Raw genomic sequence first — 21315 nt, 5'->3', positions numbered from 1 at the left:
CGGATGCGATTCGGAATTCTGGGGCCTCTCCAGGTCGCTGGCGGCCAGGGCACGCTGACCGCCGGGCGGGAACGCATCGTCCTGGCCGTGTTGCTGCTCCGGGCCGGCCGGATCGTCCCGGTGGACGAGCTGGTCGACGCGGTCTGGGAGATCCGGCCGCCCGCCACCGCCCGGGCTCAGCTCCAGACCTGCGTCTCGCGCCTGCGGCAGCGCTTCGCGGCGCTCGGTATCCCGCCGGAGACGATCGTCACCGATCCGGTCGGCTACGGGGTGTTGACCCGCAGCGGCGAACTCGACGCCGAGGTGTTCGGCAGCGAGGTGTGCGCGGCGCGGGCGTCCCTGACCGCTGGTCGGCTCGTCGAAGCCCGCCGGCACTTCCGGGCGGCGCTGGCCCTTTGGCGCGGCCCGGCCCTCGACGGCATCACCAGCCCCAGCGTCCGGTCGCGCGCCCATGACCTGGACGAACGGCGACTCGACACGCTTGAGGAATGCGTCGATGTCGAGCTGCGGCTCGGTCTGGCGGCCGAGCTGATCGGCGAGCTGACCGAGGCGGTGGAGCGCCAGCCCCTGCGGGAGCGGCTACGTGAGCAGCTCATGCTCGCCCTGGCGAGCGTCGGCCGGCACGCCTACGCGCTCGCCGTCTATCAGCAGGGCCGCCGGTGGTTCGCCCAGGAACTGGGCATCGAGCCGGGTACCGCGTTGCAGGAGTTGCACCAGCGGTTGCTCGCCGGTGACCTGGCCGTCGCCGGGTCGGGGCCGCGGTCGAGGCCGCCGGTTCGGGCGCTGCCCCGGGTGATCAGCGACTTCACCGGACGGCAGGAGACGATCGCGCGGCTGGTCAAGGAGATCGAGGATGACCAGGCCAGGGTCCAGCTCATCGACGGGATGGCGGGTAGTGGCAAGACCACTCTCGCGGTCTACCTGGCGACCCGCCTCAGCGACCAGTACCCCGACGGCCAGCTCTTCATCGACCTGCACGGGCACAGCGCGCGTACCCCGTTGACCACGGCTGCGGCCGTGGCGGCCCTGCTCCGGCAGCTCGGCGTCCCACCGGAGCGGATTCCGGTGGATCTGGACGACCGGCTCGCGATGTGGCGCACCGAGTTGGCCGCGCGGCGGATCCTGCTGCTGCTCGACAACGCCGGCGACGCCGAACAGGTCATCCCGCTGCTGCCCACCGGTGCCGGGTGTCTCACCCTGATCACCAGCCGACGCCGGTTGGTGAACCTCGACGGCGGGCACCCGTCCTCACTGCCGGTGCTGGATCCGGCGGAGGCCGTCGAACTGCTCGCCCGGGTGGCCGGGGAGGCGCGGGTAGTGGTCGATCCGGCGGCGGCGGACGAGGTGGTACGCCGGTGCGGCTACCTTCCCCTGGCGATCCGGCTGGCCGGCGCGCGGCTGGCGCACCGGCCCCGGTGGCGGATCACGGACCTCCTCGAACGCCTGCGCGACACCAGTGATCCGCTGGCCGAGCTGGCGGCCGAGCAGCGTTCCGTCGGCGATGCCTTCGCCCTGTCGTACGCCCAGGTGGCACCGGCGGCGCAGCGGATGTTCCAGCTGCTCAGCCTGCATCCCGGTGTTCGTTTCGACAACACGGTCGCCGCCGCGCTGACCGAGCTGCCGTTGGCCGAGGCCCAGGACGTGCTCGACGAACTTGTCGACGCGCATCTGGTCGAGGAGCCGGAGCCGGGCCGGTACCGGCTGCACGACCTGGTCCGGGAGTACGCCCGCAGGCTGCTCGCGGAGCTGGCCGACCCGGCCGAGCGCGACGCGGCGCTGGCGCGGCTGCTCGACCATCATCTGGCCACGGCCGTGCAGATCGCGCGCGGCTTCGAGTCGATCGGGAACCGACGGAACTTCACTCCACCGGCCCCGCGCCGCCCCGATCTCAGCACGGTCGCCGCCCGGCAGGGGCTGGCCTGGTTCGACGAGCACCGGGTGGCGTTGCTCGCGCTGTGCCGGTGGGCGGAGAGCGCCGTGGCCGAACGCTGCTGGCAGCTGGCGCGAGCGTGCTGGTGGCCGTTCTTCAACGGTGGGCAGCTCGACGAGGTGATCGAGATACACAGCGCCGGGCTGCGGGCGGCCACGTCACTCGGTGACGAGTCGGCCCGGGCCCTGATGCTTAACTATCTCGCCTCGGCGTACTTCCGGTTGGCCCGATTGTCGGAAGCCATCCGGCTCATGGAACAGGCGGTCGAGCTGTGCCGCCGGCAGGGACTCGCCGGCCCGCAGGCGAGCTTCCTGTGGAACCTCGGCGGCGCGTACCTCGTCAACGGCGACTACCAACGCAGTCTGGAGTTGTTCAACGAGGCGGCCCAACTGCTGCGCTCGCCCGACCGGTACGCCGAGAGGTCCGTCCTGCTCAACAACATGGCCTTTCTGCTGTTCGTCTGGGGTCGCTACGACCAGGCGCTCGTGATCAGCCGTCAGCACCTGATGATGAGCCGGGAGCTGGCTGACCGCCGGCAGCTGGCGAACGCGCTGGGTCATCTCGGTGCGATCCGCTTCCGGATGGGGGATGTGCTGCCCGCCCGGCGGTTGCTGCGGGCGTCGCTGCGCCTGCACCGGGTGGTCGGCAACGCCGTGTACGAGGGCGAGGTACTCAACGAACTGGGCATGATGGAGCGGGAGGCGGGGCGGCCGGTGGAAGCCGCGGCGTTGCATCGCGAGGCCCTGATCGTGCTGGCCGAGGCCGGCGATCGGGTCGGGCAGTGCAGCTCGCGCAACCTGCTGGCACGCGCGTTGCTGGCACAGGGCGACGGCGCCAGCGCGCTGGATCTGCACCGTCGGGTGCTTGCCGACACCATGAAGATCAACCATCGGTACGAGCAGGCCCGCGCGCAGGACGGCATGGCCCGCTGTCTGCGCTCCACCGATCCGGCGGCGGCCCGCATCCACTGGACCCGGGCGCTGGCGCTGTTCGAGCAACTCGACGTGCCCGAGCAGCACGAGGTACGCCGGCTGCTCGCCGAGCTGCCCTGAGCTGGCTGCCGCGATCATCTGCACATCGGGCCGGGGCGCGGCAGGATGGTACGCGTGACGACTCCAGAGGCGACGGGCTACCGGATCGAACGCGACTCGATGGGCGAGGTGGAGGTGCCCGCCGAGGCGCTGTGGCGGGCACAGACGCAGCGGGCGGTGCAGAACTTCCCGATCTCGGGGCGGGGGATCGAGCCCGCCCAGATCCGGGCACTGGCGCAGATCAAGGGGGCGGCAGCCGAGGTCAACGGTGATCTGGGAGTGATCGACCCGAACGTGGCCGCCGCGATCGCGGCGGCTGCCGCGCACGTCGCCGACGGCGGGTACGACGACCAGTTTCCGGTCGATGTGTTCCAGACCGGCTCCGGCACCTCGTCCAACATGAACACCAACGAGGTGATCGCGAGCCTGGCCAGCCGGGAGCTGGGCCGGGACGTACACCCCAACGACGACGTCAACGCCTCGCAGTCAAGCAACGACGTCTTCCCCTCCTCGATCCACCTGGCCGCCACCGAGGCGGTCGCCCGCGATCTGCTGCCGGCGCTGGATCACCTGGCGGGTGCGCTTGAGGCGAAGGCCGCGGAGTTCGAGACGGTGGTCAAGGCCGGGCGTACCCACCTGATGGACGCCACCCCGGTGACCCTCGGGCAGGAGTTCGGCGGTTACGCCGCGCAGCTCCGCTACGGCATCGAGCGGGTCGAGGGGGTGCTGCCCCGGCTGGCCGAGCTGCCGCTGGGCGGTACGGCGGTCGGCACCGGCATCAACACCCCGCTCGGGTTCGCGGCCCGGGTGATCGAGAAGCTGCGTGCCTCCACCGGGCTGCCGGTGACCGAGGCGCGTAACCATTTCGAGGCGCAGGGCGCACGCGATGCACTTGTCGAGACCTCGGGGCAGCTGCGTACCGTCGCGGTAGGTCTTTACAAGATCGCCAACGACATCCGGTGGATGGGCTCGGGCCCCCGAGCCGGTCTGCGCGAGCTGCGCATCCCAGACCTCCAGCCAGGTTCGTCGATCATGCCCGGAAAGGTGAATCCGGTGGTCTGCGAGGCCGTCCGGCAGGTCTGCGCCCAGGTCATCGGCAACGACGCGACGGTGGCCTTCGCCGGTTCGCAGGGCGACTTCGAACTGAACGTGATGCTTCCGGTGATGGCCCGCAACATCCTGGAGTCGATTCGGTTGCTTGCCGCGTCCAGCCGCCTGCTGGCCGACCGCTGCGTGGTCGGCCTGGTCGCGGACGCCGAGGTCTGTCTGTCGTACGCCGAGGGCTCGCCCTCGATCGTCACCCCCCTCAATCGCTACCTCGGGTACGACGAGGCCGCCTCGATCGCGAAGGAGGCGCTGGCCAAGCAGATCTCCATCAAGGAGGTGGTGATCGCCCGGGGTCACCTCGACTCGGGCAAGCTCAGTGAGACCCAGTTGGCGGAGGCGCTCGACCTGCTCCGGATGACCCATCCCTGACCGGCCGCGACCGGGCTTGGGATCAGGGGCGGGTGGCGGCGGCCTTGCGGGCGCGGTAGGCGCTGACCGCGGCGCGGTTGCCGCAGCCGGCGTCGCAGAAGCGACGGGACCGGTTCTTGGACAGGTCGACGAGTACGTTGTCGCAGTCCGGGTGCTCGCAGGTACGCAGCCGGCGTAGCTCACCGCTGCGGACCACGTCCGCGACCGCCATCGCCGCCTCGACCGCCATCCGGGTGGCCAGCGGGGCGTCGCGCGGAACGGCGTGCAGGTGGTACGGCTCGTCGTCGTGCGTGATGAGCTGGGGCAGGGCGCGGTGCTCACGGAGCAGCCCGTTGACGATCGCGACGATCTCGTCGACGTCGGCGTACCAGATCCGGCGGAGCCGAGGGCGCAGTGCGCGTACCGTCCGCAGTTCGGCCTCGGTGTGTTCGTGCCGGCCGGTGTAGGCGTGGGCGGTGAAGAAGGCGTCCAGGGCGGCGACGTCCGGTAGCCCTTCGCCGTCCCGACCGCCGGTGTTGACAAGCGCGGCGGCGGCGGTGAGCGAACATTCCGTGTCATGGGCGAAAAGCAACTTGACCCCTGTCGCGACCCCGCTTTAGCGTCATCGGTGTAACCATAGCTTGCCCATGGCGACCAGCTTTGCCAAGGAGAGCCCCGATGCGCCAACCTCCCGCTACCGGTGTCGGCCTCACCCTGGCGCTGATCTCCGCAGTGACCTTCGCCACCTCGGGCACCTTCGCCCGCTCGCTGATCAACGCCGGTTGGTCGGCCGAGGCGGTGGTCGTCGCCCGGGTCGGCATCGCCGCTCTGGTGTTGGCCCTGCCGGCGTTGCTCATCCTGCGCGGACGCTGGCCGGTGCTGCGCCGCAACCTCGCCGCGATCGGGGTCTTCGGGCTGCTCGGGGTCGCCCTCGCCCAGGTGTGCTTCTTCAACGCCGTGCGCTACCTGCCGGTCGGCGTGGCGCTGCTGCTGGAGTATCTCGGCATCATCCTCGTCGTCGGCTGGACCTGGCTGGTGCAGGGGCAGCGACCGCGCCGGCTGACCGTGGCCGGCTCGGTGGCGGCGCTGACCGGCCTGGTCTTCGTGCTCGACCTGACCGGGGCCGGTCGGCTCGACCCGGTCGGTGTGCTCTGGGGGCTGGGCGCCGGGGTCGGGCTCGCCGGTTACTTCGTGCTCGCCGGCCGGATCGACGCCGCACTGCCGTCGATCGTGATGGCCAGCGGCGGGATGGCGGTCGGTGCCGGTGCGCTGCTGCTGCTCGGCCTGGTCGGGGCGCTGCCGCTGCGGGCCACCTTCGGCGCGGTGGACTTCGCCGGCCAGCGCACCAGCTGGCTGCTTCCGATCGCCGGTCTCGCCCTGGTGGCGGCGGTGGTGGCCTATCTGGCCGGGGTCGCCGCCACCCGCATCCTGGGCGCCCGACTGGCTTCCTTCGTCGGACTGACCGAGGTGATGTTCGCGGTGCTGATCGCCTGGCTGGTGTTGGGCGAGCTGCCGACGATCGTGCAGCTGCTCGGCGGTGCGCTGATCGTCGCCGGGGTGGCCCTGGTCCGCCTCGACGAGCTGCGTACGCCCGTCGAACCGGCACCGACGGAGGCCGCAGAGCCGGCCCTGACGTGACACTGTGGAGGCCATGCTGAGCACGGTGGTGTTCGACGCCGACGAAACCCTGCTCGATCTGCGCCCGGCCATCACCGGCGGCTTGGTGGTCGTACCGGAGGAGATGCGGCGGTTGACCCCAGCGGCTGCCGGCGTGTCCCGGGCGGACCTGGAGTCGGACTGGGACGCGGTCTTCGGCGAGCTAGCGGCGCACGATGTGGTCGGTGCGCAGCGAGCCGGTCTGCGGGCGATCTGGCTGCACCGGCGCGGTGAGCAACTACCTGGTGGGGTCGTGCCGGCGGCGGCGGTGTCCACCCTGGCCGAGTTGCCCGCCGTCCTGGCTGACCTGCCCAGCGAACCGGAATTATCGTCAGGTACCCGGCGGTGGGCTGGCGGAACAGCATGTGTTGATGTCTGATGACGCCACATACCTCAACGAGAGGATTCGATGTGGTGAGCAAGCGCTTCACCGCCGGTGTGGTCGCGACCGCGGCGACACTGGCACTCACGGTGACCGGTCTGAGCGTGCCGGCCAGTGCCGAGCCAGCGGCCGTCCGGACCTTCACCGTGGTCGCCGAGGACGGATACGCCGCCGAGTCGGCGATCGCCGCCATCCGGTCGGCCGGCGGGACCGTGGTGTCCCGGACCGACGAGGTCGGCGTGTTCCAGGTGACCAGCGACCGGGCTGATTTCCAGGCGCGGGTGGCCACCGCCGCGGCCCTGATCGGGGCCGCCGAAGAGAAGGCGATCGGTCGCAAGCCCAAGCTGGACCGGATCGAGCAGGAACACCTGCTGGCCGCCGCGACCGCCAAGGGCGCCGGCAAGAAGCCCGGCAAGAAACCCGCCAAGCTGGACCCGCTCGACGACAAGCTCTGGGGTCTGGCGATGATCCGGGCCGACCAGGCGCGCAAGGTGGAGGCCGGCGACCGCCGGGTCACCGTCGGCGTACTCGACACCGGGGTCGACGCGAGCCACCCCGACATCGCCCCGAACTTCGACTGGCGGCTCTCGCGGAACTTCGCGCCGGACATCCCCGAGATCGACGGGCCGTGCGAGGTGCCGAGCTGCCTCGACCCGGCCGGCACCGACGACGGCGGGCACGGCACGCATGTGGCCGGCACCATCGGTGCCGCCGCCAACGGCTTCGGCCTTTCCGGGGTGGCCCCGAAGGTCTCCCTGGTCAATCTCAAGGGCGGGCAGGACTCGGGCTACTTCTTCCTGAACCCCGTGGTAAACGCCCTGCTGCACGCCGGTAGGTCCGGTCTGGACGTGGTGAACATGTCCTTCTACGTCGACCCGTGGTTGTACAACTGCACCGCGAACCCGGCCGACTCCCCGGCGGCGCAGGCGGCGCAGCGCGCCACCATCCGGGCCATGAAGCGGGCCTTGACCTTCGCCCACGACCGGGGCGTCACCCTGGTCGCTGCGCTCGGCAACAACCACGAGGACCTGGGCGACCCGCGTACCGACATCTCCAGCCCGAACTACGGTGACGTCGCGCCGTACCCCCGGGAGATCGACAACAACAGCTGCTGGAACATGCCGACCGAGGGGCCGAACGTGATCAGCGTCGCCGCCGTCGGCCCGTCCGGCCAGAAGTCCGACTACTCCAACTACGGCACCGAGCAGACGGCCGTGGCCGCGCCCGGTGGCTGGTTCCGGGACGGCTTCGGCACCGACACGTTCCGCACCGACGCCAACATGATCCTGTCCACGTACCCGAAGAAGGTCCTCCAGGAGGAGGGCACGGTCGACGAGGACGGCAACATCGTGCCGGGCGCCGAGACCTTCGTCTTCAAGGAGTGCAAGCCCAACGGTGCGTGCGCCTACTTCACGTACCTCCAGGGCACCTCGATGGCGGCCCCGCACGCCTCGGGGGTGGCCGCGCTCATCGTCAGCCGGTACGGCAAGGCGCAGCGTGGCGGCGGTTTCGGTCTGGCACCGGACGTGGTCGAGCAGCAGCTCTACCGGACGGCGGCCGAGCGCGCCTGCCCGCAGCCGCGCCTGGTCAGCTACGCCAACGAGGGTCGGCCGGCCGAGTTCGACGCCTACTGCGCCGGCCCGACCAACTTCAACGGCTTCTACGGTCACGGCATCATCGACGCCCACGCGGCGGTGACCACCCCGCTGAGGTCCCACCGATAGTCCCGAGCACCGTTTTGTCGGAATGGCGGTTACCCGGAGGCTGGGTAGCCGCCATTCCGGCGGTACGGAGAGGATCATCGGCGCCATCCCGCGTTGGCGAGGGCGGCCCTGACCTCCCGCAGTATCCCGGGAAAGTCGCGGTGCAGGCGTCGACTGGTCACGTGCAGCACCCGCCAGCCGGCCCCGACCAGCTGGCTGAGCCGTTGCCGATCGAGGTGGATCTGGTCGGGGTCACGGTGCCAGAGTCCGTCGTACTCGACGGCCACCCGGTGTTCGGGCCAGGACAGGTCAGGGTGCAGGACCCGTCCATTGGACAACCGCACCGGATGCTGGGTGACCGGCCGGGGCAGCCCGGCCAGTACGAGCCGGACCCGTAGCTGTGACTCCGGTGGGGACTGCGCCCCCGGATCGGCCAGACCGAACACCCACACCGCCCGCCGGCCGCCCGGCCGGGTCGCGTTCGCACTGGCGACGACGTCGAGCCCGGTCCAGTCGACCAGGTCCTGCCGTAGCAGGGCGTCGATGATGCTCACAGCACGGACCGGCTCCAGCCACACCGCACATTCCCAGGCGGCGTGCACCGCATTCGATCTGGGCAGCGCGCTGGATGGATTGGCCGTCGTATCCGGCTGGGCTAGAGCGGTGAGTGGACCGCCCGCCGAGGGCGTCGGGGCTGCTCGGAGTGGGAAGTGCTCGGCTGCGCCCTGGGCTGGCCCGGGATGCTGCGGCCCGCTGGCGTCGACGGTCAGCGGACGACGTGGACCGAGGGTGTGCACGCGAATGCGACGCTGCGAACCGAGTCGCAGTTGCACGGGCGCGAGGACGTGCACGTCGTCGGTGAACGATGCGGCGTGCTCGACGCCGTGCAGGTAGGCCGCTGACGGCCCGGCCACCATCACGTCGGGTGGCAGCCGTAGCGAGGCCGCCCGGCAGAGCAACTCGTGATCTCGCTCGAGACGGGCGTCGGCGTAGACGTCGTGCATCAGGCGGACCCATGACGCCCCACGAAGCTGGTGCCGGGTCAGCAGGCGGTCCCGGATCGCCTCGGAGCCGCGAAACACCTGCCCGGCGAGCGCGGCGGGTCGGGGTGGGGAAGGAGGCATGTCTCCACCGTGCGGCCTGACGCGGGCCCCGGGAGGCCCCTGTGGACAACCAGCGTCTCCAAGATCAGCCGCTCCTGTGGACAGCCACCATTCTGCCCGCCCGTGTGGTACGGGCACGGCGGTGGTTGCGTTTCGACGGAGTAGCGCTATCCGACGGCGACGGATACCGCCATTCCGTCGGAACGGAGCACACCCCCGGGTCAGGTCAGGTCAGGGCGGTGGCGACGGCGGTGGCGGCGGCCAGCACCTGGGCGCCGACTGTCTCGGTGTCCAGCGGGGCCAGGGCGACGACTCCTACGCTCGCCTCCAGGCCGGGCACGCCGAGCACCGGTGCCGCCACCCCGTACGCACCGGGTTGCAACTCGCCGACGGTGCTGACCGGGCCGGCGTCGCCGGTCCGGCCAGCCAGGATGGCCTGGCCGGCCGCGCCGCGTTCCAGCGGATGCCGGGCACCGGTCCGATACGCCACGTGAAACGACGTCCAACTCGGCTCGACCACCGCCAGCGCGACGCCTTCGCCGCCCTCGACCACGGTGAGATGGGCGGTGGCCCCGGCCTGTTCGGCGAGTCGCCGCAGTGCGGGAAGCGCCCCCTCGGCCAGCAGTGGCTGGGCACGCCGCGCCAGGTGCAGCACGCCCGCGCCGAGGCGGAGCCGGCCGGCGTTGTCGCGGCGCAGCAGGCCGTGCCCGGCCAACGGCGCGACCAGCCGGTAGACGGCTGCCCGCCCGATGCCCAACCGGCTCGCCGCCTCGGTGACGGTCAGCCCACCCGGCGCGTCCGCGACCAGATGCAACAGCCGCAGGCCGCGATCCAACGTCTGCGCCGTCTCACCACCGGCCGTCACGGGTGGCCCCGGCGCGCCACGGGTGGTGGCGGGTGCCGCCGCCGCATCGCCGGGCGCGGCGGACGGCCCCGGCTCAGCACGGCGGGCGGCGGGTTCCGGGTCGGCGTCGAAGGCCGGTGGGGAATTCACGACCAGCAGCGTACGACCCGGCTCCGGCGGACCGGGGAAACCACGGACGGCTACCCTTGTACGGTGACGCTACGCCTGTATGACACCGCCACCCGATCGGTGCGGGACTTCGTTCCGCGGGAAGCCGGCAAGGTGGGGGTCTACCTGTGTGGGCTCACCCTGCAGGCGCCGCCGCACATCGGCCACCTTCGCTCCGGCGTCAACTATGACGTGCTGCGTCGCTGGCTGCTGGCCGCCGGCTACGAGGTCACCTTCATCCGCAACGTTACCGACATCGACGACAAGATCCTGGTCAAGGCGCAGGAGCAGGATCGACCGTTCTGGTCGATCGCGTACGGCAACGAGCTGACGCTTGCCGCGGCGTACCGGGCGTTGAACGTGCTGCCGCCGACCTACGAGCCGCGGGCCACCGGACACATCCCCGAGATGCACGAACTGATCGCCCGGTTGATCGAGCGGGGGCACGCCTACCCGGCCACCGACGACTCCGGCGACGTGTACTTCGACGTGCGCTCGTGGCCGGCCTACGGCGCGCTCTCCCACCAGTCGCCCGACGACATGCAGTCCGCGTGCGACGCCCCCGAGCGCGGCAAGCGGGACCCGCGCGACTTCGCGCTCTGGAAAGGCGCCAAACCGGACGAGCCGGCGGACGCCTACTGGCCGTCGCCGTGGGGGCGGGGCCGTCCGGGCTGGCACATCGAGTGCTCGGCGATGTGCTGGCGTTACCTCGGTGCCGAGTTCGACATCCACGGCGGCGGGCTCGACCTGATCTTCCCGCACCACGAGAACGAGGTGGCCCAGTCCCAGGCCGCCGACCTGCCCTTTGCCCGGTACTGGGTGCACCATGGTCTGCTCGGCATCGGCGGGACCAAGATGGGCAAGTCGCTGGGCAACGCCCTCGACCTCGCCTACGTCGCCTCGCTCGGGGTTCGCCCGGTCGAGCTGCGCTACTACTACGTCGCCGCGCACTACCGCTCCCGGATCGACTACTCCGAGGAGGCGCTGCGCGAGGCGGCCGTCGCGTACCGGCGGATCGAGGGTTTCGTGCAGCGCGCGGTCGAGCGGGTGGGCGCCGGTCAGCTCGGTGAACTGCCGGCCGGGTTCGCCGCGGCGATGGACGACGACCTGAACACCTCGGCCGCACTGGCCGTCCTGCACGAGGTGCTGCGCGACGGCAACAACGCGCTGGCCGGCGGCGACGATGTGACCGTACGCACGGCGCTCGGCAGTGTGCGCATGATGCTGGATATCCTCGGCGTCGACCCCCTCGACCCGGCGTGGACCGGTGGGGCCCGGACGAGTGACCTCCGTGGTGTGGTGGACTCCCTGGTCGCCCTGGCCCTGGAACAGCGTGCGCAGGCCCGGGTCCGCAAGGACTGGGCCGCCGCCGACGCGCTACGGGATCAGCTCAAGCGGGCCGGCGTGGTGGTCGAGGACACCCCACAGGGCCCGCGCTGGACAATTGGAGAGCATGACTGATGGCCGGCAATTCGCAACGCCGTGGCCGGCGGACCACGTCCAAGGCAGGTGCCCCGAAGGGGTCCGGTGGTAAGAACCGGGATTCCCTCGCCGGACGTGGACGGACCCTGCCCGCCGACGAACGGCCCTGGCACAAGGGGTACTCCGGCACGGAGAAGCTGCCCCAGCGCACCGCCTGGAAGCAGGAGAAGGAACGTCGGGCGGCGGCCGAGGAGGGGCGTGCCCCGAAGATCGGCAAGCCCGGCAGCAAGGACACCACCTGGGGCAAGGGCGGCGGTCGGGGCACCACCGCGACAGGCAAGCCGGTCCGCGGCCGGCAACCCGCCGCGCGGGGCGGACCCCGGGTCGCGCCGGGGCGCAAGTCCAACCCGGCGAAGGACGCACCCGAGCTGCTGGTCGGCCGTAACCCGGTACTGGAGGCGCTGCGCGCCCACGTGCCGGCCACCGCGCTCTACACGGCCCAAGGCATCGACGTCGACGACCGGGTGAAGGAGACCGTCCGGACCGCGGCCGACCGGGGCATCGCCATCCTGGAGATCAGCCGCGCCGAGTTGGACCGGATGACCGGGGGCGTGCTGCACCAGGGCGTCGGTCTCCAGGTGCCGCCGTTCGCGTACGAGCCGTTCGAGGATCTGGTCGCCGCCGCGCTGGAACAGCCGGCGCCGCTGCTGGTGGCGCTGGACGGGGTGACCGACCCGCGCAATCTGGGCGCGGTGATCCGGTCGGCTGCCGCGTTCGGCGCGCAGGGCGTCTTCGTACCGGAGCGGCGGGCGGCCGGGATCACCGCGACCGCCTGGCGGACCAGTGCCGGCGCGGCGGCCCGGATCCCGGTGGCTCAGGTCACCAACCTGACCCGGTCGTTGAAGGCCTGTCGGGACGCCGGCTTCATGCTTGTCGGCCTGGACGCCGACGGCGACACCGACCTGTACGACCTGGAGGCTGCGGTCGGTCCGCTGGTCGTGGTGGTCGGCTCGGAGGGCCGAGGGCTGTCCCGGCTGGTCGGGCAGACCTGCGACCTGACCGTCAGCATCCCGATGGTCTCCGAGGTGGAGTCGCTTAACGCGAGCGTGGCTGCTGCGGTCACCCTCGCCGAGGTGGCTCGCCGCCGGGCCGCCGAGGGCTGAGCCGCCGGGGTTCGTTGGGCTGCTGGGTCGCTGGCCGCCGAGGGGCTGGGCTGCCGGGCTGTCGGGCGCCGCTGGGCTGTCGGGCGCCGCTGGGCTGTCGGGCGCCGCTGGGCTACGGGACCGGGCGGCAGGGACACGAAAGAAGGGGGCGGCCGGTGGGCCGCCCCCTTCTTCCCTGCTAGGTCAGATCCGCTGGCCGGTGGCGGAGTGGAAGACGTGGCTGCGGCCGGTACGCGGCTTCACGAAGACCGTGTCGCCCATGTTCGGCATGTGCCGCCGGTCGGTCCGCACGACGAACCGCTCGGAGGCACCGTCCAGCGCGGCGTGGCCGTAGACGTTGGCGTCCGAGCCGAGGTCCTCGACCAGCTCGACGACGAGCGGCATGCCGCCCTCGCTCGCACCGACGATGTCGCAGTCCTCCGGACGGAAGCCGACGGTCACCTTGCCGTCGCCGCCCTCGGCGTTTGCCGCCTCGGTCTGCTCGCGGGTCAGCGGCACGTGGAGCTCGGCGAACGCCGCGCCCTGCTCGGTGAGCGGGACGGTCTTGATGTTCATGGCGGGCGAGCCCATGAAGCCGGCGACGAAGACGTTGGCCGGGGTGTCGTAGAGCGCCCGGGGGGTGTCCACCTGCTGGAGCACGCCGTCGAGCATGACCGCCACCCGGTGACCCATGGTCATGGCCTCGACCTGGTCGTGGGTGACGTAGACGGTGGTGACGCCGAGCTTGGCCTGAAGCGAGGCGATCTGGGTACGGGTCTGCACCCGGAGCTTGGCGTCGAGGTTCGACAGCGGCTCGTCCATCAGGAAGACCTGGGGCTCCCGGACGATGGCCCGGCCCATCGCGACCCGCTGGCGCTGACCGCCGGAGAGCGCCTTGGGCTTGCGGCTGAGGTACTCCTCCAACTGGAGCAGCGCCGCCGCCTCCTTGACCCGCCGGTCGATCTCGGACTTCGAGGTCTTGCGCAGCTTGAGCGCGAACGCCATGTTCTCGTACACCGTCATGTGCGGGTAGAGCGCGTAGTTCTGGAAGACCATCGCGATGTCGCGGGACTTCGGCGGCAGGTGGGTGACGTCCCGGTCGTCGATGTAGATCGCGCCGTCGTCAACGTCCTCCAGGCCGGCGAGCATGCGCAGGCTGGTGGACTTACCACAACCGGAGGGGCCGACCAGGACGAGGAACTCGCCGTCGCCGATCTGGAGGTCGAGCTGGTTGACGGCGGGGCGTTCGGTGCCCGGGTAGATCCGGGACGCCTTCGCGTAGGTGACCGTAGCCATGAGGGGAGACGCTTCCTTTCACCGGCAGGAACGTGCCGGACGATCCGAGTGAAGGAGCGACCGGCACGAAGGGGCCCGTGCCGGCGCCACGGCCGCCAGGGGCCAGCCCATGTCGTCCGTGTCACTGCACGGTAAACGGCTTTTGCCGCGCTGCCAAGATGCGGGACCGTTGATGGGATCAGAAGCATTCGCATACCGGTCACTCGGGCACGCTCGAACACGAATCGACGCTCACAGGTCAGCTTGTTGACGTTTCCCGTGCTCGGGACCCCTGCCGAGCGGGAAAAGCGGACGTCGGTCGCTATGCTGACCACGGCACAGCGCCCCTGTAGCTCAGCTGGCCAGAGCACCCGCCTTGTAAGCGGGATGTCGCCGGTTCGATCCCGGCCGGGGGCTCCATCCGTAACACGCACGGCACACCGAGCGGACACGGCGAGATGACGCCACCGCCCACCGGCCCAGTCAGCGGTGGGCGGCGGGCAGGCTAACCTCGCGGCCAACGCCGGTACGAAGTCGTGAGCCGGCCGGTCGGAGGGGCGGTGACGGTGGTCTTGGCGGACGCCGAGCTGACGGTCGAGGTGACGGGTCCGGTGGCCACCGTGGTGATCCGTAACCCGGACCGGCGCAATGCCCTCACCCCGGCCATGTGGCGACAACTGCCGGTGCTGCTCGACGGCTTGGAGGCCGATCCGGCGGTACGCGTCCTCGTGCTCACCGGCGCCGAGGGGACCTTCTGCGCCGGTGCGGATCTGGGCTCCCCGGACGAGTTGCTCACCGACGACCTCGGCATCGCGGTCGCGGCCGAGGAACGGCTCGCCGCCTTCGCCAAGCCGACCGTGGCCGCCATCCAGGGGGCCTGTGTCGGCGGCGGCTGCCAGCTCGCCGTCGCCTGCGATCTGCGGATCGCCGCCGAGGGCGCGAGGTTCGGCGTACCGCCGGCCCGGCTCGGGGTGGTCTATGCGGCACCCACCACCCGCCGGCTGGCCCGGCTGGTGGGCCCGGCGGCGACCAAGTACCTGCTGTTCACCGGCGACCTGGTGGATGCCGGTCGCGCGCTGCGGATCGGCCTGGTCGACGAGGTGCTGCCCGACGCCGAGCTGACTGCCCGGGTCGCCGGGCTCACCCGCACCATCGCGGACCGTTCGCAGCTGAGCGTCGCCGCCGCGAAGGAGATCGTCGACGGCCGCGCGGACGACGACCGGGTCGCCTGGTGGTACCGGCAGATGCGGGACAGCGGCGAGGCCCAGGAGGGTGTCGCCGCGTTCCACGAACGTCGCCCGCCGCGCTTCGCCTGGACCCGCCCCGAGTGATCCCGGTGGTGCCGGGAGTGCGCGTCGCTTCTGGTGGGCAGTCCCGGCACCGGGCGTCAGTGCCGGTGCGAGCCGGCCAGCGCCAGGTGGGCAGTCCCGGCTCCGGGCGTCAGTGCCGGTGCGAGCCGGCCAGCGCCAGCAGGGTGTCGACCGACCATTGGTCGTAGGCGTGCTGGCCATGGTGGGCGGCGACGATCCGCCCGTCCGGGGCGATCAGGAAGTCGGCGGGCAGGCCGAGTCGCCCGCCGTGCGGCGTGCTGGCGGGTAGCTTCTCGCGCCCGCGCAGCACGTGCCACACGCCGGTCAGCACCGCGCGGAGGATCGGCAGCCAGGCCCGGGGGTCCAGCAGCGACCGGCGTCCCGACTCGACCCCGAACTCCCGGTAGAGCCGCTTGTCCGGGTCGGCGACCACGGCGACCGGCAGCTCCGCGACGTGCTCGCGCAACTCGTCGGCGGGTGAATGGAAGAGCACCACCTCTCGTACGCCCGCCGCCTCGATCTCGGCGTGCCGGGTTACCACCGAGCGCAGGTGCAGGTTGCACACCGGGCAGCCGGCGAACCGGCGGAACTGGAGGTGGACCAGCCGGTGCGGGTCGGGTAACTCGACCGGTCCGGCGTTGACGGGCGTGAGCGTCCGGGTGCTCACGATCGATTGGGATCGCATTGGGCTCTCCTTGTAGGCGTACAACGTATACCTACGAGAGTGCAGTAGGGTGTCAAGGCCATGCCTCGGCCCCGCTCGCTGACTCCCGACCAGATCGCCTCGGCGGCGTTGACCGTGATCGACCGCGACGGGCTCGCCGGGTTCACCATGCGGGCGGTCGCCACCGAGCTGTCGATGAGCGCGATGGCCCTCTACCGCTACGTCGACGATCGCGGCGAGCTGGAACGGCTGGTCGTGGAGCGGGTGCTCGACGGGGTCGACAACCAACCGCCCGATCCGGGCCTGCCCTGGGCCGACCGCGTCACCGTCATGGTGCGGCGGATGCGCGCGGCCGTCGCCGCCCACCCGGCGACGGCGGCCCTGGTCCCTGTGCATCGGCACCGCTCCCGGGCCGTGCTGCGCTGGACGGAGACGCTGCTCGGGCTGTTGACCGAGGCCGGGCTCACCGGTGCGCAACGGGTGGTCGCCCTGCGTGGGCTGCTCAGCTACCTGCTCGGCGCGATCCAGCTGGAACATCTGGGTCCGCTCGCCGGGCGCGGCACCGAGGTACTGGCCGAGCTCCCGCCGGAGGCGTTCCCGCACCTCGCCGACACCGCCCGCACCGCCCGCCAGGTCGACCCGGACGCCGAGTTCGACGGCGGTCTGGCCCTGATCCTGCGCGGCCTGACCAACCCACCCCGCTGACCAACCCACCCCGCTGACCAACCAGCGGACGCGACCCAGCCCGCCCGGCGCGGCTCCAGCCTGCCGGTTGCCCGGCGCGGCTCCAGCCTGCCCCAGCCGCGCGGCGAGGTCCCAGCCCGTCCGGCGCGGCTCCAGGCCGCGCGGCGAGGTCCCAGCCGTCCGGCGAGGTCCCAGCCGTCCGGCGAGGTCCAGGCCGCGCGGCGAGGTCCCAGCCGTCCGGCGAGGTCCCAGCCGTCCGGCGAGGTCCCAGCCGTCCGGCGCGGCTCCAGCCGCTGGGGTCAAGCGCCAGCCGGGTCGCGTCGGGTCAGCGGCGGGCGAGCAGGCCGCGCGGCCGGATGGAACGCAGCGGTTCGGTGGCGGCACCCGCCGAGCGCAGGATGTGGTTCGCCGCGAGGATGCCGGTGGCCGCCGCCCGCTCCATCAGGGCGCTGGGGAAGTCGGTGCGGATCCCGTCGCCGGCCAGGTAGAGCCCGTCGACCTCGGTGCGTACCCCGGGCCGCCGCGCGTGGCTGCCCGGGGTGAAGGCCGGGGCCTTCGCCTCCACCCGGGCGCGTAGTTCACGCACCCGCAGCCGGCCCGCCTCCGGCCAGAGCCCGATCAGCTCGGCGCGCATCCGTTCGGCCAGCTCCGTCGCGGGCACGCCCGGCTCGCAGGCGTACGCGTGCAGTTCGACGACCGAGCCGCCGGTGCGCTCCGCCCAGCGCCGCGACTCGTGCTCCAGCCGGTGGTACAGCGTCACCGAGTCCAGGGTCGCCTGGCGGGACACCCCGCTGAAGATCGCGCGCTCGGGGTCGACGTCCCCGTCACACCAGTAACGGGCCACCGCGTACGGCGGGCCGGGCCGACCGTACCCGGGCATCGCCGCCACCAGTTCCGGCGCGGTGTCGGCCAGCCCGGGTGAGGCCGCGACCAGCGCGGCGAGTGCCGGCGGGTCGACCGCGAGCACGACGTGCCCGGCCCGGTACGCCCGCTCGGCGGTCGCCACCCGCCAGCCGGCCGGGTCCCGGTGCAACGCGGTCGCCGGGGCACCGGTGACCACCCGACCGCCGTGCCGCTCGACGTGCCGGGTCAGCGGTGCCCAGATGGCGGTGGCGTAATCCTCGTCGGGGCAGTCGAAGGCCAGCCCTTCCGGATTGCCGAGTAGATAGAAGTGGAACTGGGCGATCATCTCGGCGGCCGACATCTCCGCCTCGTGGTTGAAGAACGAGTGGGAGAAGACCTCGAAGAGCATCGCCCGGGCCCGGTCCGGCAGCCGGAGCGAGGTGAGCAACTCGTCGGCGGTGGCGTGGTCGAACTCGGCGTAGGTGCGTACCGGATGGTAGGCCAGCAGCGGCAGGGCGGCGTCCCGGTCCATGCCGCGCAGGTCGCGCAGCCGCATGCTGGGGCTGCGGGCCAGCAGGGTGAGCAGGTTCGCCGGTGGTGCGGGTGGCAGCCGCCCGAACTCCTCGGTCGGCCATCGGGCGCTGAGCACCGGGTAACCCGGCACCGGGCGCAGGAAGCGCAGCGCCGGATCGATCCGGCGCAGGATGTTCCGCCAGTTGTAGTACTGCCGGAAGAACGCGTGAAAGCCGTGCTCGTTGAGCTGGCTGCTGCCGTCCCCGAGCCGCTCCGGCCAGGCACCGAGTCGGCCGCCGAGCGTCGGCTCGGCCTCCAGCACGGTCACCTCGACACCCCGTTCGGCGAGGACCACGGCCGCGGACATGCCGGCGATCCCGCCGCCGACGACCACTGCGGTGACCGGCTGCGGCACCCGGGCCACGCCACCGCCGCCCGGGTTCACCTGGTGTGGGCGTACGCCGATGAGCCGGCCGACCACCTGCGACAGCGCCACCCCGTACCTCCCGGCCTCGACCCTCCCTAGTCTGCACCGCGGCGCCGCCCGGCGCTCTTCTGCGATGTGCGGGTGGTGGTGGTGTTAATAAGGGGCCCTTCCTTGCATCCGGTCGGAGGGGGGCCAGACGTATTCCAGGTCGTCGGGGACGTCGGGGCCGAAGATCGGACGGTAGTGGGCGGGATCCTTGCGCAGCAGTGACGAGCGGTGGCTCAGGTGCAGGTCCTCGCGGCCGAGCCAGGGCGGCAGTTCACCGGCCACGGCCAGTTCCTGCTGGGACCGGACCTGTTCGATGCCACGGGCGGCGGCGAGGTCGGCGGCGAGCGTCGCGGCACAGGTGTCGGCCCGGCCGGTCGCGCACCAGACCGCGCAGACGTCCAGCCCGTAGCGGGTCAGGGCCTCCTCGTACCCGGTCCACATCTTCACCGCCGGGTGGTGTCGCCAGCCGTAGCCGGGCCAGGTCAGCCCGCGCAGCACCTGGATCGCCTCGACCCGCTGCTTGCCCAGCCGCCGTTGGTCGAGGGCCCGCGCGCTGGCCAGGAAGTCCGGGTACGGCAGGAACGTCTGCATGCCGGGTGCCGTACCCGTCACCGGCGCGGACATGCCGGACGAGCGACTTTCATGATCATTGGGGGACTGCGGAGGTACGACCCGGTGATTACCATGCGGGCATGGCGGAGCCGCTGCTCGATCGGGCCCTGCGGGCCGGCCGCCGGCTGCGGTCCAACGGTGAGCGGGCGCACTACGTCATCTGCGGGCAGGATCCACTCGCCTACTGGGTGGTGCGGGCGCTGCGCGCCGGTGAGACGCAGGCCGGGCGACTGCGGATCACGCTGATCGTGCCCGAGCGTCGGCGCTCTCCCGGGCCGGACGGCCGTGACCTGCCCGGCGTCGAGGTGATCCGGACCGACCGGCTGGACGAGTTCGCCTTCCGCCGGGCCGGGCTGGCCGGGGCGGCGGGGTTGGCCCTGCTGCACCAGGACGACGTGGGCAACATGCACGCCGCGCTCTGCGCCCAGGAGGTCGAGCCCCGGCTGCGACTGGTGGTGCGGATGTTCAACACCGGCCTGGCCAACGGGGTCCGGCAGATCTTTCCGGACTCGTCGGTCCTCTCGGACACGTCGATGGCCGCGCCGGCCTTCGTCGCCGCCGCGCTCGGCGAGGTGGCGCCCACCCACTTCCGGCACGGCGGACGCACCCTCTATCTGGCCCGCCGCGACGACGTACGCCCCAGCGAGGTCGTCTGCGGGGTGGCCGACACCCGCGATGCCCAGCAGGACCTGGTGCTGCCGGCGAACGATCGCGAGGCGGACGTGGTGCTCGCCGAGGCGGCGGGCCGACCGGCCGGCGCCGAGTTGGCCGCCCGTCGGCTGGCCCGCGCCCGGCGACGTCGCCGACCGCTGGCGCTGGTGCTGCGGGCGATCCGCAGCTTCGCCACCCGCAAGATCGGCATCGCGGTGATCCTGCTGCTCGCCGTGGTGGGCGCGCTGGGCGGGCTGTACGCCTACGCGGCCGAGGTCAATCTGGCCGACGCGGTGTACCTGACCCTGGTCACCACCCTCACCGGGCAGGATCCGGACACCGACAGGGGCGGTGCCGAACAGGTCATGCAGGTGCTGCTCAACCTCGCCGGGCTGGCGTTGATCCCGTTGATCACGGCGGTGGTGGTCGACGGCGTGGTAAACGCCCGGCTGGCCCTGCACACCGGGCGGATCCTGCCCGAGCGCTCCGGGCACGTCGTGGTGGTGGGGCTGGGCAACATCGGCACCCGGGTGATGGCCCAGCTCAACGACTTCGGCGTCGAGGTGGTGGCGATCGACAAGAACCGGGACGCCCGGGGTGCCGGGCTGGCCCGGCGGCTGGGCGTACCGCTGGTGGTGGGGGACGCGGCGCAGGAGGAGACGTTACGCGCCGCCTCGGTGGCCACCTGCCAGGCGCTGGTCGTGGTCTCCACCGATGACGGGGCCAACCTGCGGGCGGCGCTCAACGGTCGGACCATCAACGACGAACTGCGGGTGGTGCTGCGACTCTTCGACGGTGACTTCGCCGAGCGGGTGCAGCGGGCCTTCGGCATCGGCACCTCGCGTAGCGTCTCCTATCTGGCCGCGCCGTCGTTCGCCGCCGCGCTGTTGGACCGGGCGGTGATCGCCACCATTCCGGTTGGCCGGCACGCCCTGCTGGTCACCGAGATCGCGGTGGCCGCTGGTTCGGCCCTGGAGGGTCGTCCGCTCGGCGCGGTCAGTCGGACGGGCAGCGTGCGTCTGCTCGCGCATGCCCGGCCGGGCCAGCGGTACGACTGGACGCCGGAGCGGCGTCAGCCGATCGCGGCCGGGGACCGGTTGACCGTGGTGGCCCGGCGGGCCGGGTTGAATGCCCTGCTCCGCCGGGCCGCCCCACCCCCGCCCGACCCTGATCCGGTGCTGCCCGAACCTCGCAGCTGAACCAACCGCGCGTCGGTCAGTGGCGACAGAGCTTGGGGGAAAGTGTGCCCCAGATCACATATAGAAAGTCATCGAACCGTTCTTGATCACCTTGAGTGATTCATCGACGTCGAACTAGCTTCAGATCGATCAATTTTGATCATTAGCTGTGGGTGGCTGCGTCGTCACCTTCGGCACGGGGCAACTCAACTGAGGCCGTAGCCCTACTGTCTCTGCCACTGCTTGCTCTCTGTCGGGGGTGCGTGTCGTGGGC

Annotated in this window: 17 protein-coding genes and 1 tRNA gene; 11 read left to right on the top strand and 7 right to left on the bottom strand. The window is 71.8% G+C overall.

Translation table 11 applies throughout. From position 1 onward, the window contains the following. The first annotated feature begins 3 nt into the window (after positions 1-3). Both QQG74_RS29510 and QQG74_RS29505 read left to right on the top strand, forming a co-directional pair. The gene (locus tag QQG74_RS29510) at positions 4-2982 is read left to right on the top strand and encodes a BTAD domain-containing putative transcriptional regulator (protein WP_341717905.1); all 2979 of its coding nucleotides are present in this window, start codon (positions 4-6) and stop codon (positions 2980-2982) included. A 45-nt stretch (positions 2983-3027) separates the two neighbouring features. Next, positions 3028-4437, top strand: coding sequence for a class II fumarate hydratase (locus tag QQG74_RS29505; RefSeq protein ID WP_341717904.1), 1410 nt, complete (start codon positions 3028-3030; stop codon positions 4435-4437). Between the two features lie 22 nt (positions 4438-4459). Here the strand turns inward: QQG74_RS29505 and QQG74_RS29500 are convergent, their stop codons facing one another. Continuing rightward, positions 4460-5008 carry a CGNR zinc finger domain-containing protein gene (locus QQG74_RS29500; RefSeq protein ID WP_341717903.1) on the bottom strand — a complete coding sequence of 183 codons (549 nt, stop codon included), beginning with the start codon at positions 5006-5008 and terminating at the stop codon, positions 4460-4462. An 86-nt stretch (positions 5009-5094) separates the two neighbouring features. Between QQG74_RS29500 and QQG74_RS29495 the strand changes: the two genes are divergently transcribed. The 3 genes from QQG74_RS29495 to QQG74_RS29485 are packed head-to-tail and all read left to right on the top strand — an operon-like array spanning position 5095 to position 8178. Continuing rightward, on the top strand, positions 5095-6054 hold the full coding sequence (locus QQG74_RS29495; protein ID WP_341717902.1) for an EamA family transporter: 960 nt from the start codon (positions 5095-5097) through the stop codon (positions 6052-6054). A 13-nt stretch (positions 6055-6067) separates the two neighbouring features. Further along, positions 6068-6451, top strand: coding sequence for a hypothetical protein (locus QQG74_RS29490; RefSeq protein ID WP_341717901.1), 384 nt, complete (start codon positions 6068-6070; stop codon positions 6449-6451). Positions 6452-6486: 35 nt separating this feature from the next. Next, the gene (locus QQG74_RS29485; protein ID WP_341717900.1) at positions 6487-8178 is read left to right on the top strand and encodes a S8 family serine peptidase; all 1692 of its coding nucleotides are present in this window, start codon (positions 6487-6489) and stop codon (positions 8176-8178) included. Positions 8179-8252: 74 nt separating this feature from the next. Here QQG74_RS29485 and QQG74_RS29480 read toward each other — a convergent pair whose 3' ends face one another. Both QQG74_RS29480 and QQG74_RS29475 read right to left on the bottom strand, forming a co-directional pair. After that, the gene (locus tag QQG74_RS29480; RefSeq protein WP_341717899.1) at positions 8253-9281 is read right to left on the bottom strand and encodes a hypothetical protein; all 1029 of its coding nucleotides are present in this window, start codon (positions 9279-9281) and stop codon (positions 8253-8255) included. 205 nt (positions 9282-9486) lie between these two features. Continuing rightward, positions 9487-10125 (bottom strand): helix-turn-helix domain-containing protein, encoded by a 639-nt coding sequence (locus QQG74_RS29475; RefSeq protein ID WP_341721436.1) that lies wholly within the window; start codon positions 10123-10125, stop codon positions 9487-9489. Between the two features lie 192 nt (positions 10126-10317). Here QQG74_RS29475 and cysS point away from each other — a divergent pair, with 192 nt between their 5' ends. Continuing rightward, positions 10318-11733: a cysteine--tRNA ligase gene (gene cysS, locus QQG74_RS29470; protein WP_341717898.1), complete on the top strand. Its 1416-nt coding sequence runs from the start codon at positions 10318-10320 to the stop codon at positions 11731-11733. After that, positions 11733-12857, top strand: coding sequence for a 23S rRNA (guanosine(2251)-2'-O)-methyltransferase RlmB (rlmB, locus tag QQG74_RS29465; RefSeq protein WP_341717897.1), 1125 nt, complete (start codon positions 11733-11735; stop codon positions 12855-12857). Before cysS ends, rlmB begins: the two co-directional genes overlap by 1 nt. A gap of 183 nt (positions 12858-13040) precedes the next feature. Here rlmB and ugpC read toward each other — a convergent pair whose 3' ends face one another. Next, on the bottom strand, positions 13041-14132 hold the full coding sequence (gene ugpC, locus QQG74_RS29460; protein WP_341717896.1) for a sn-glycerol-3-phosphate ABC transporter ATP-binding protein UgpC: 1092 nt from the start codon (positions 14130-14132) through the stop codon (positions 13041-13043). Between the two features lie 322 nt (positions 14133-14454). On the opposite strand from ugpC, the gene QQG74_RS29455 reads away from it, so the two are divergent. Further along, positions 14455-14531, top strand: a tRNA-Thr gene (locus tag QQG74_RS29455). 146 nt (positions 14532-14677) lie between these two features. Further along, entirely contained in the window at positions 14678-15442 is a 765-nt protein-coding gene (locus QQG74_RS29450; RefSeq protein WP_341721435.1) for an enoyl-CoA hydratase/isomerase family protein, read from the top strand. 109 nt (positions 15443-15551) lie between these two features. Here the strand turns inward: QQG74_RS29450 and QQG74_RS29445 are convergent, their stop codons facing one another. After that, entirely contained in the window at positions 15552-16106 is a 555-nt protein-coding gene (locus QQG74_RS29445; protein ID WP_341717895.1) for a peroxiredoxin-like family protein, read from the bottom strand. A 60-nt stretch (positions 16107-16166) separates the two neighbouring features. On the opposite strand from QQG74_RS29445, the gene QQG74_RS29440 reads away from it, so the two are divergent. After that, complete coding sequence (locus QQG74_RS29440) at positions 16167-16790, top strand: TetR/AcrR family transcriptional regulator (RefSeq protein WP_341717894.1); 624 nt, start codon at positions 16167-16169, stop codon at positions 16788-16790. Positions 16791-17094: 304 nt separating this feature from the next. Here QQG74_RS29440 and QQG74_RS29435 read toward each other — a convergent pair whose 3' ends face one another. Both QQG74_RS29435 and QQG74_RS29430 read right to left on the bottom strand, forming a co-directional pair. Beyond that, positions 17095-18621 carry an FAD-dependent oxidoreductase gene (locus QQG74_RS29435; protein WP_341717893.1) on the bottom strand — a complete coding sequence of 509 codons (1527 nt, stop codon included), beginning with the start codon at positions 18619-18621 and terminating at the stop codon, positions 17095-17097. A gap of 84 nt (positions 18622-18705) precedes the next feature. After that, the gene (locus tag QQG74_RS29430) at positions 18706-19191 is read right to left on the bottom strand and encodes an MSMEG_6728 family protein (RefSeq protein ID WP_341721434.1); all 486 of its coding nucleotides are present in this window, start codon (positions 19189-19191) and stop codon (positions 18706-18708) included. Between the two features lie 101 nt (positions 19192-19292). On the opposite strand from QQG74_RS29430, the gene QQG74_RS29425 reads away from it, so the two are divergent. Then, entirely contained in the window at positions 19293-21062 is a 1770-nt protein-coding gene (locus tag QQG74_RS29425; RefSeq protein WP_341717892.1) for an NAD-binding protein, read from the top strand. Positions 21063-21315: the final 253 nt, after the last annotated feature.

The sequence above is a fragment of the Micromonospora sp. FIMYZ51 genome, assembly GCF_038246755.1.
Lineage (GTDB): Bacteria > Actinomycetota > Actinomycetes > Mycobacteriales > Micromonosporaceae > Micromonospora.
This window is presented reverse-complemented; position numbering and strand designations above follow the sequence as displayed.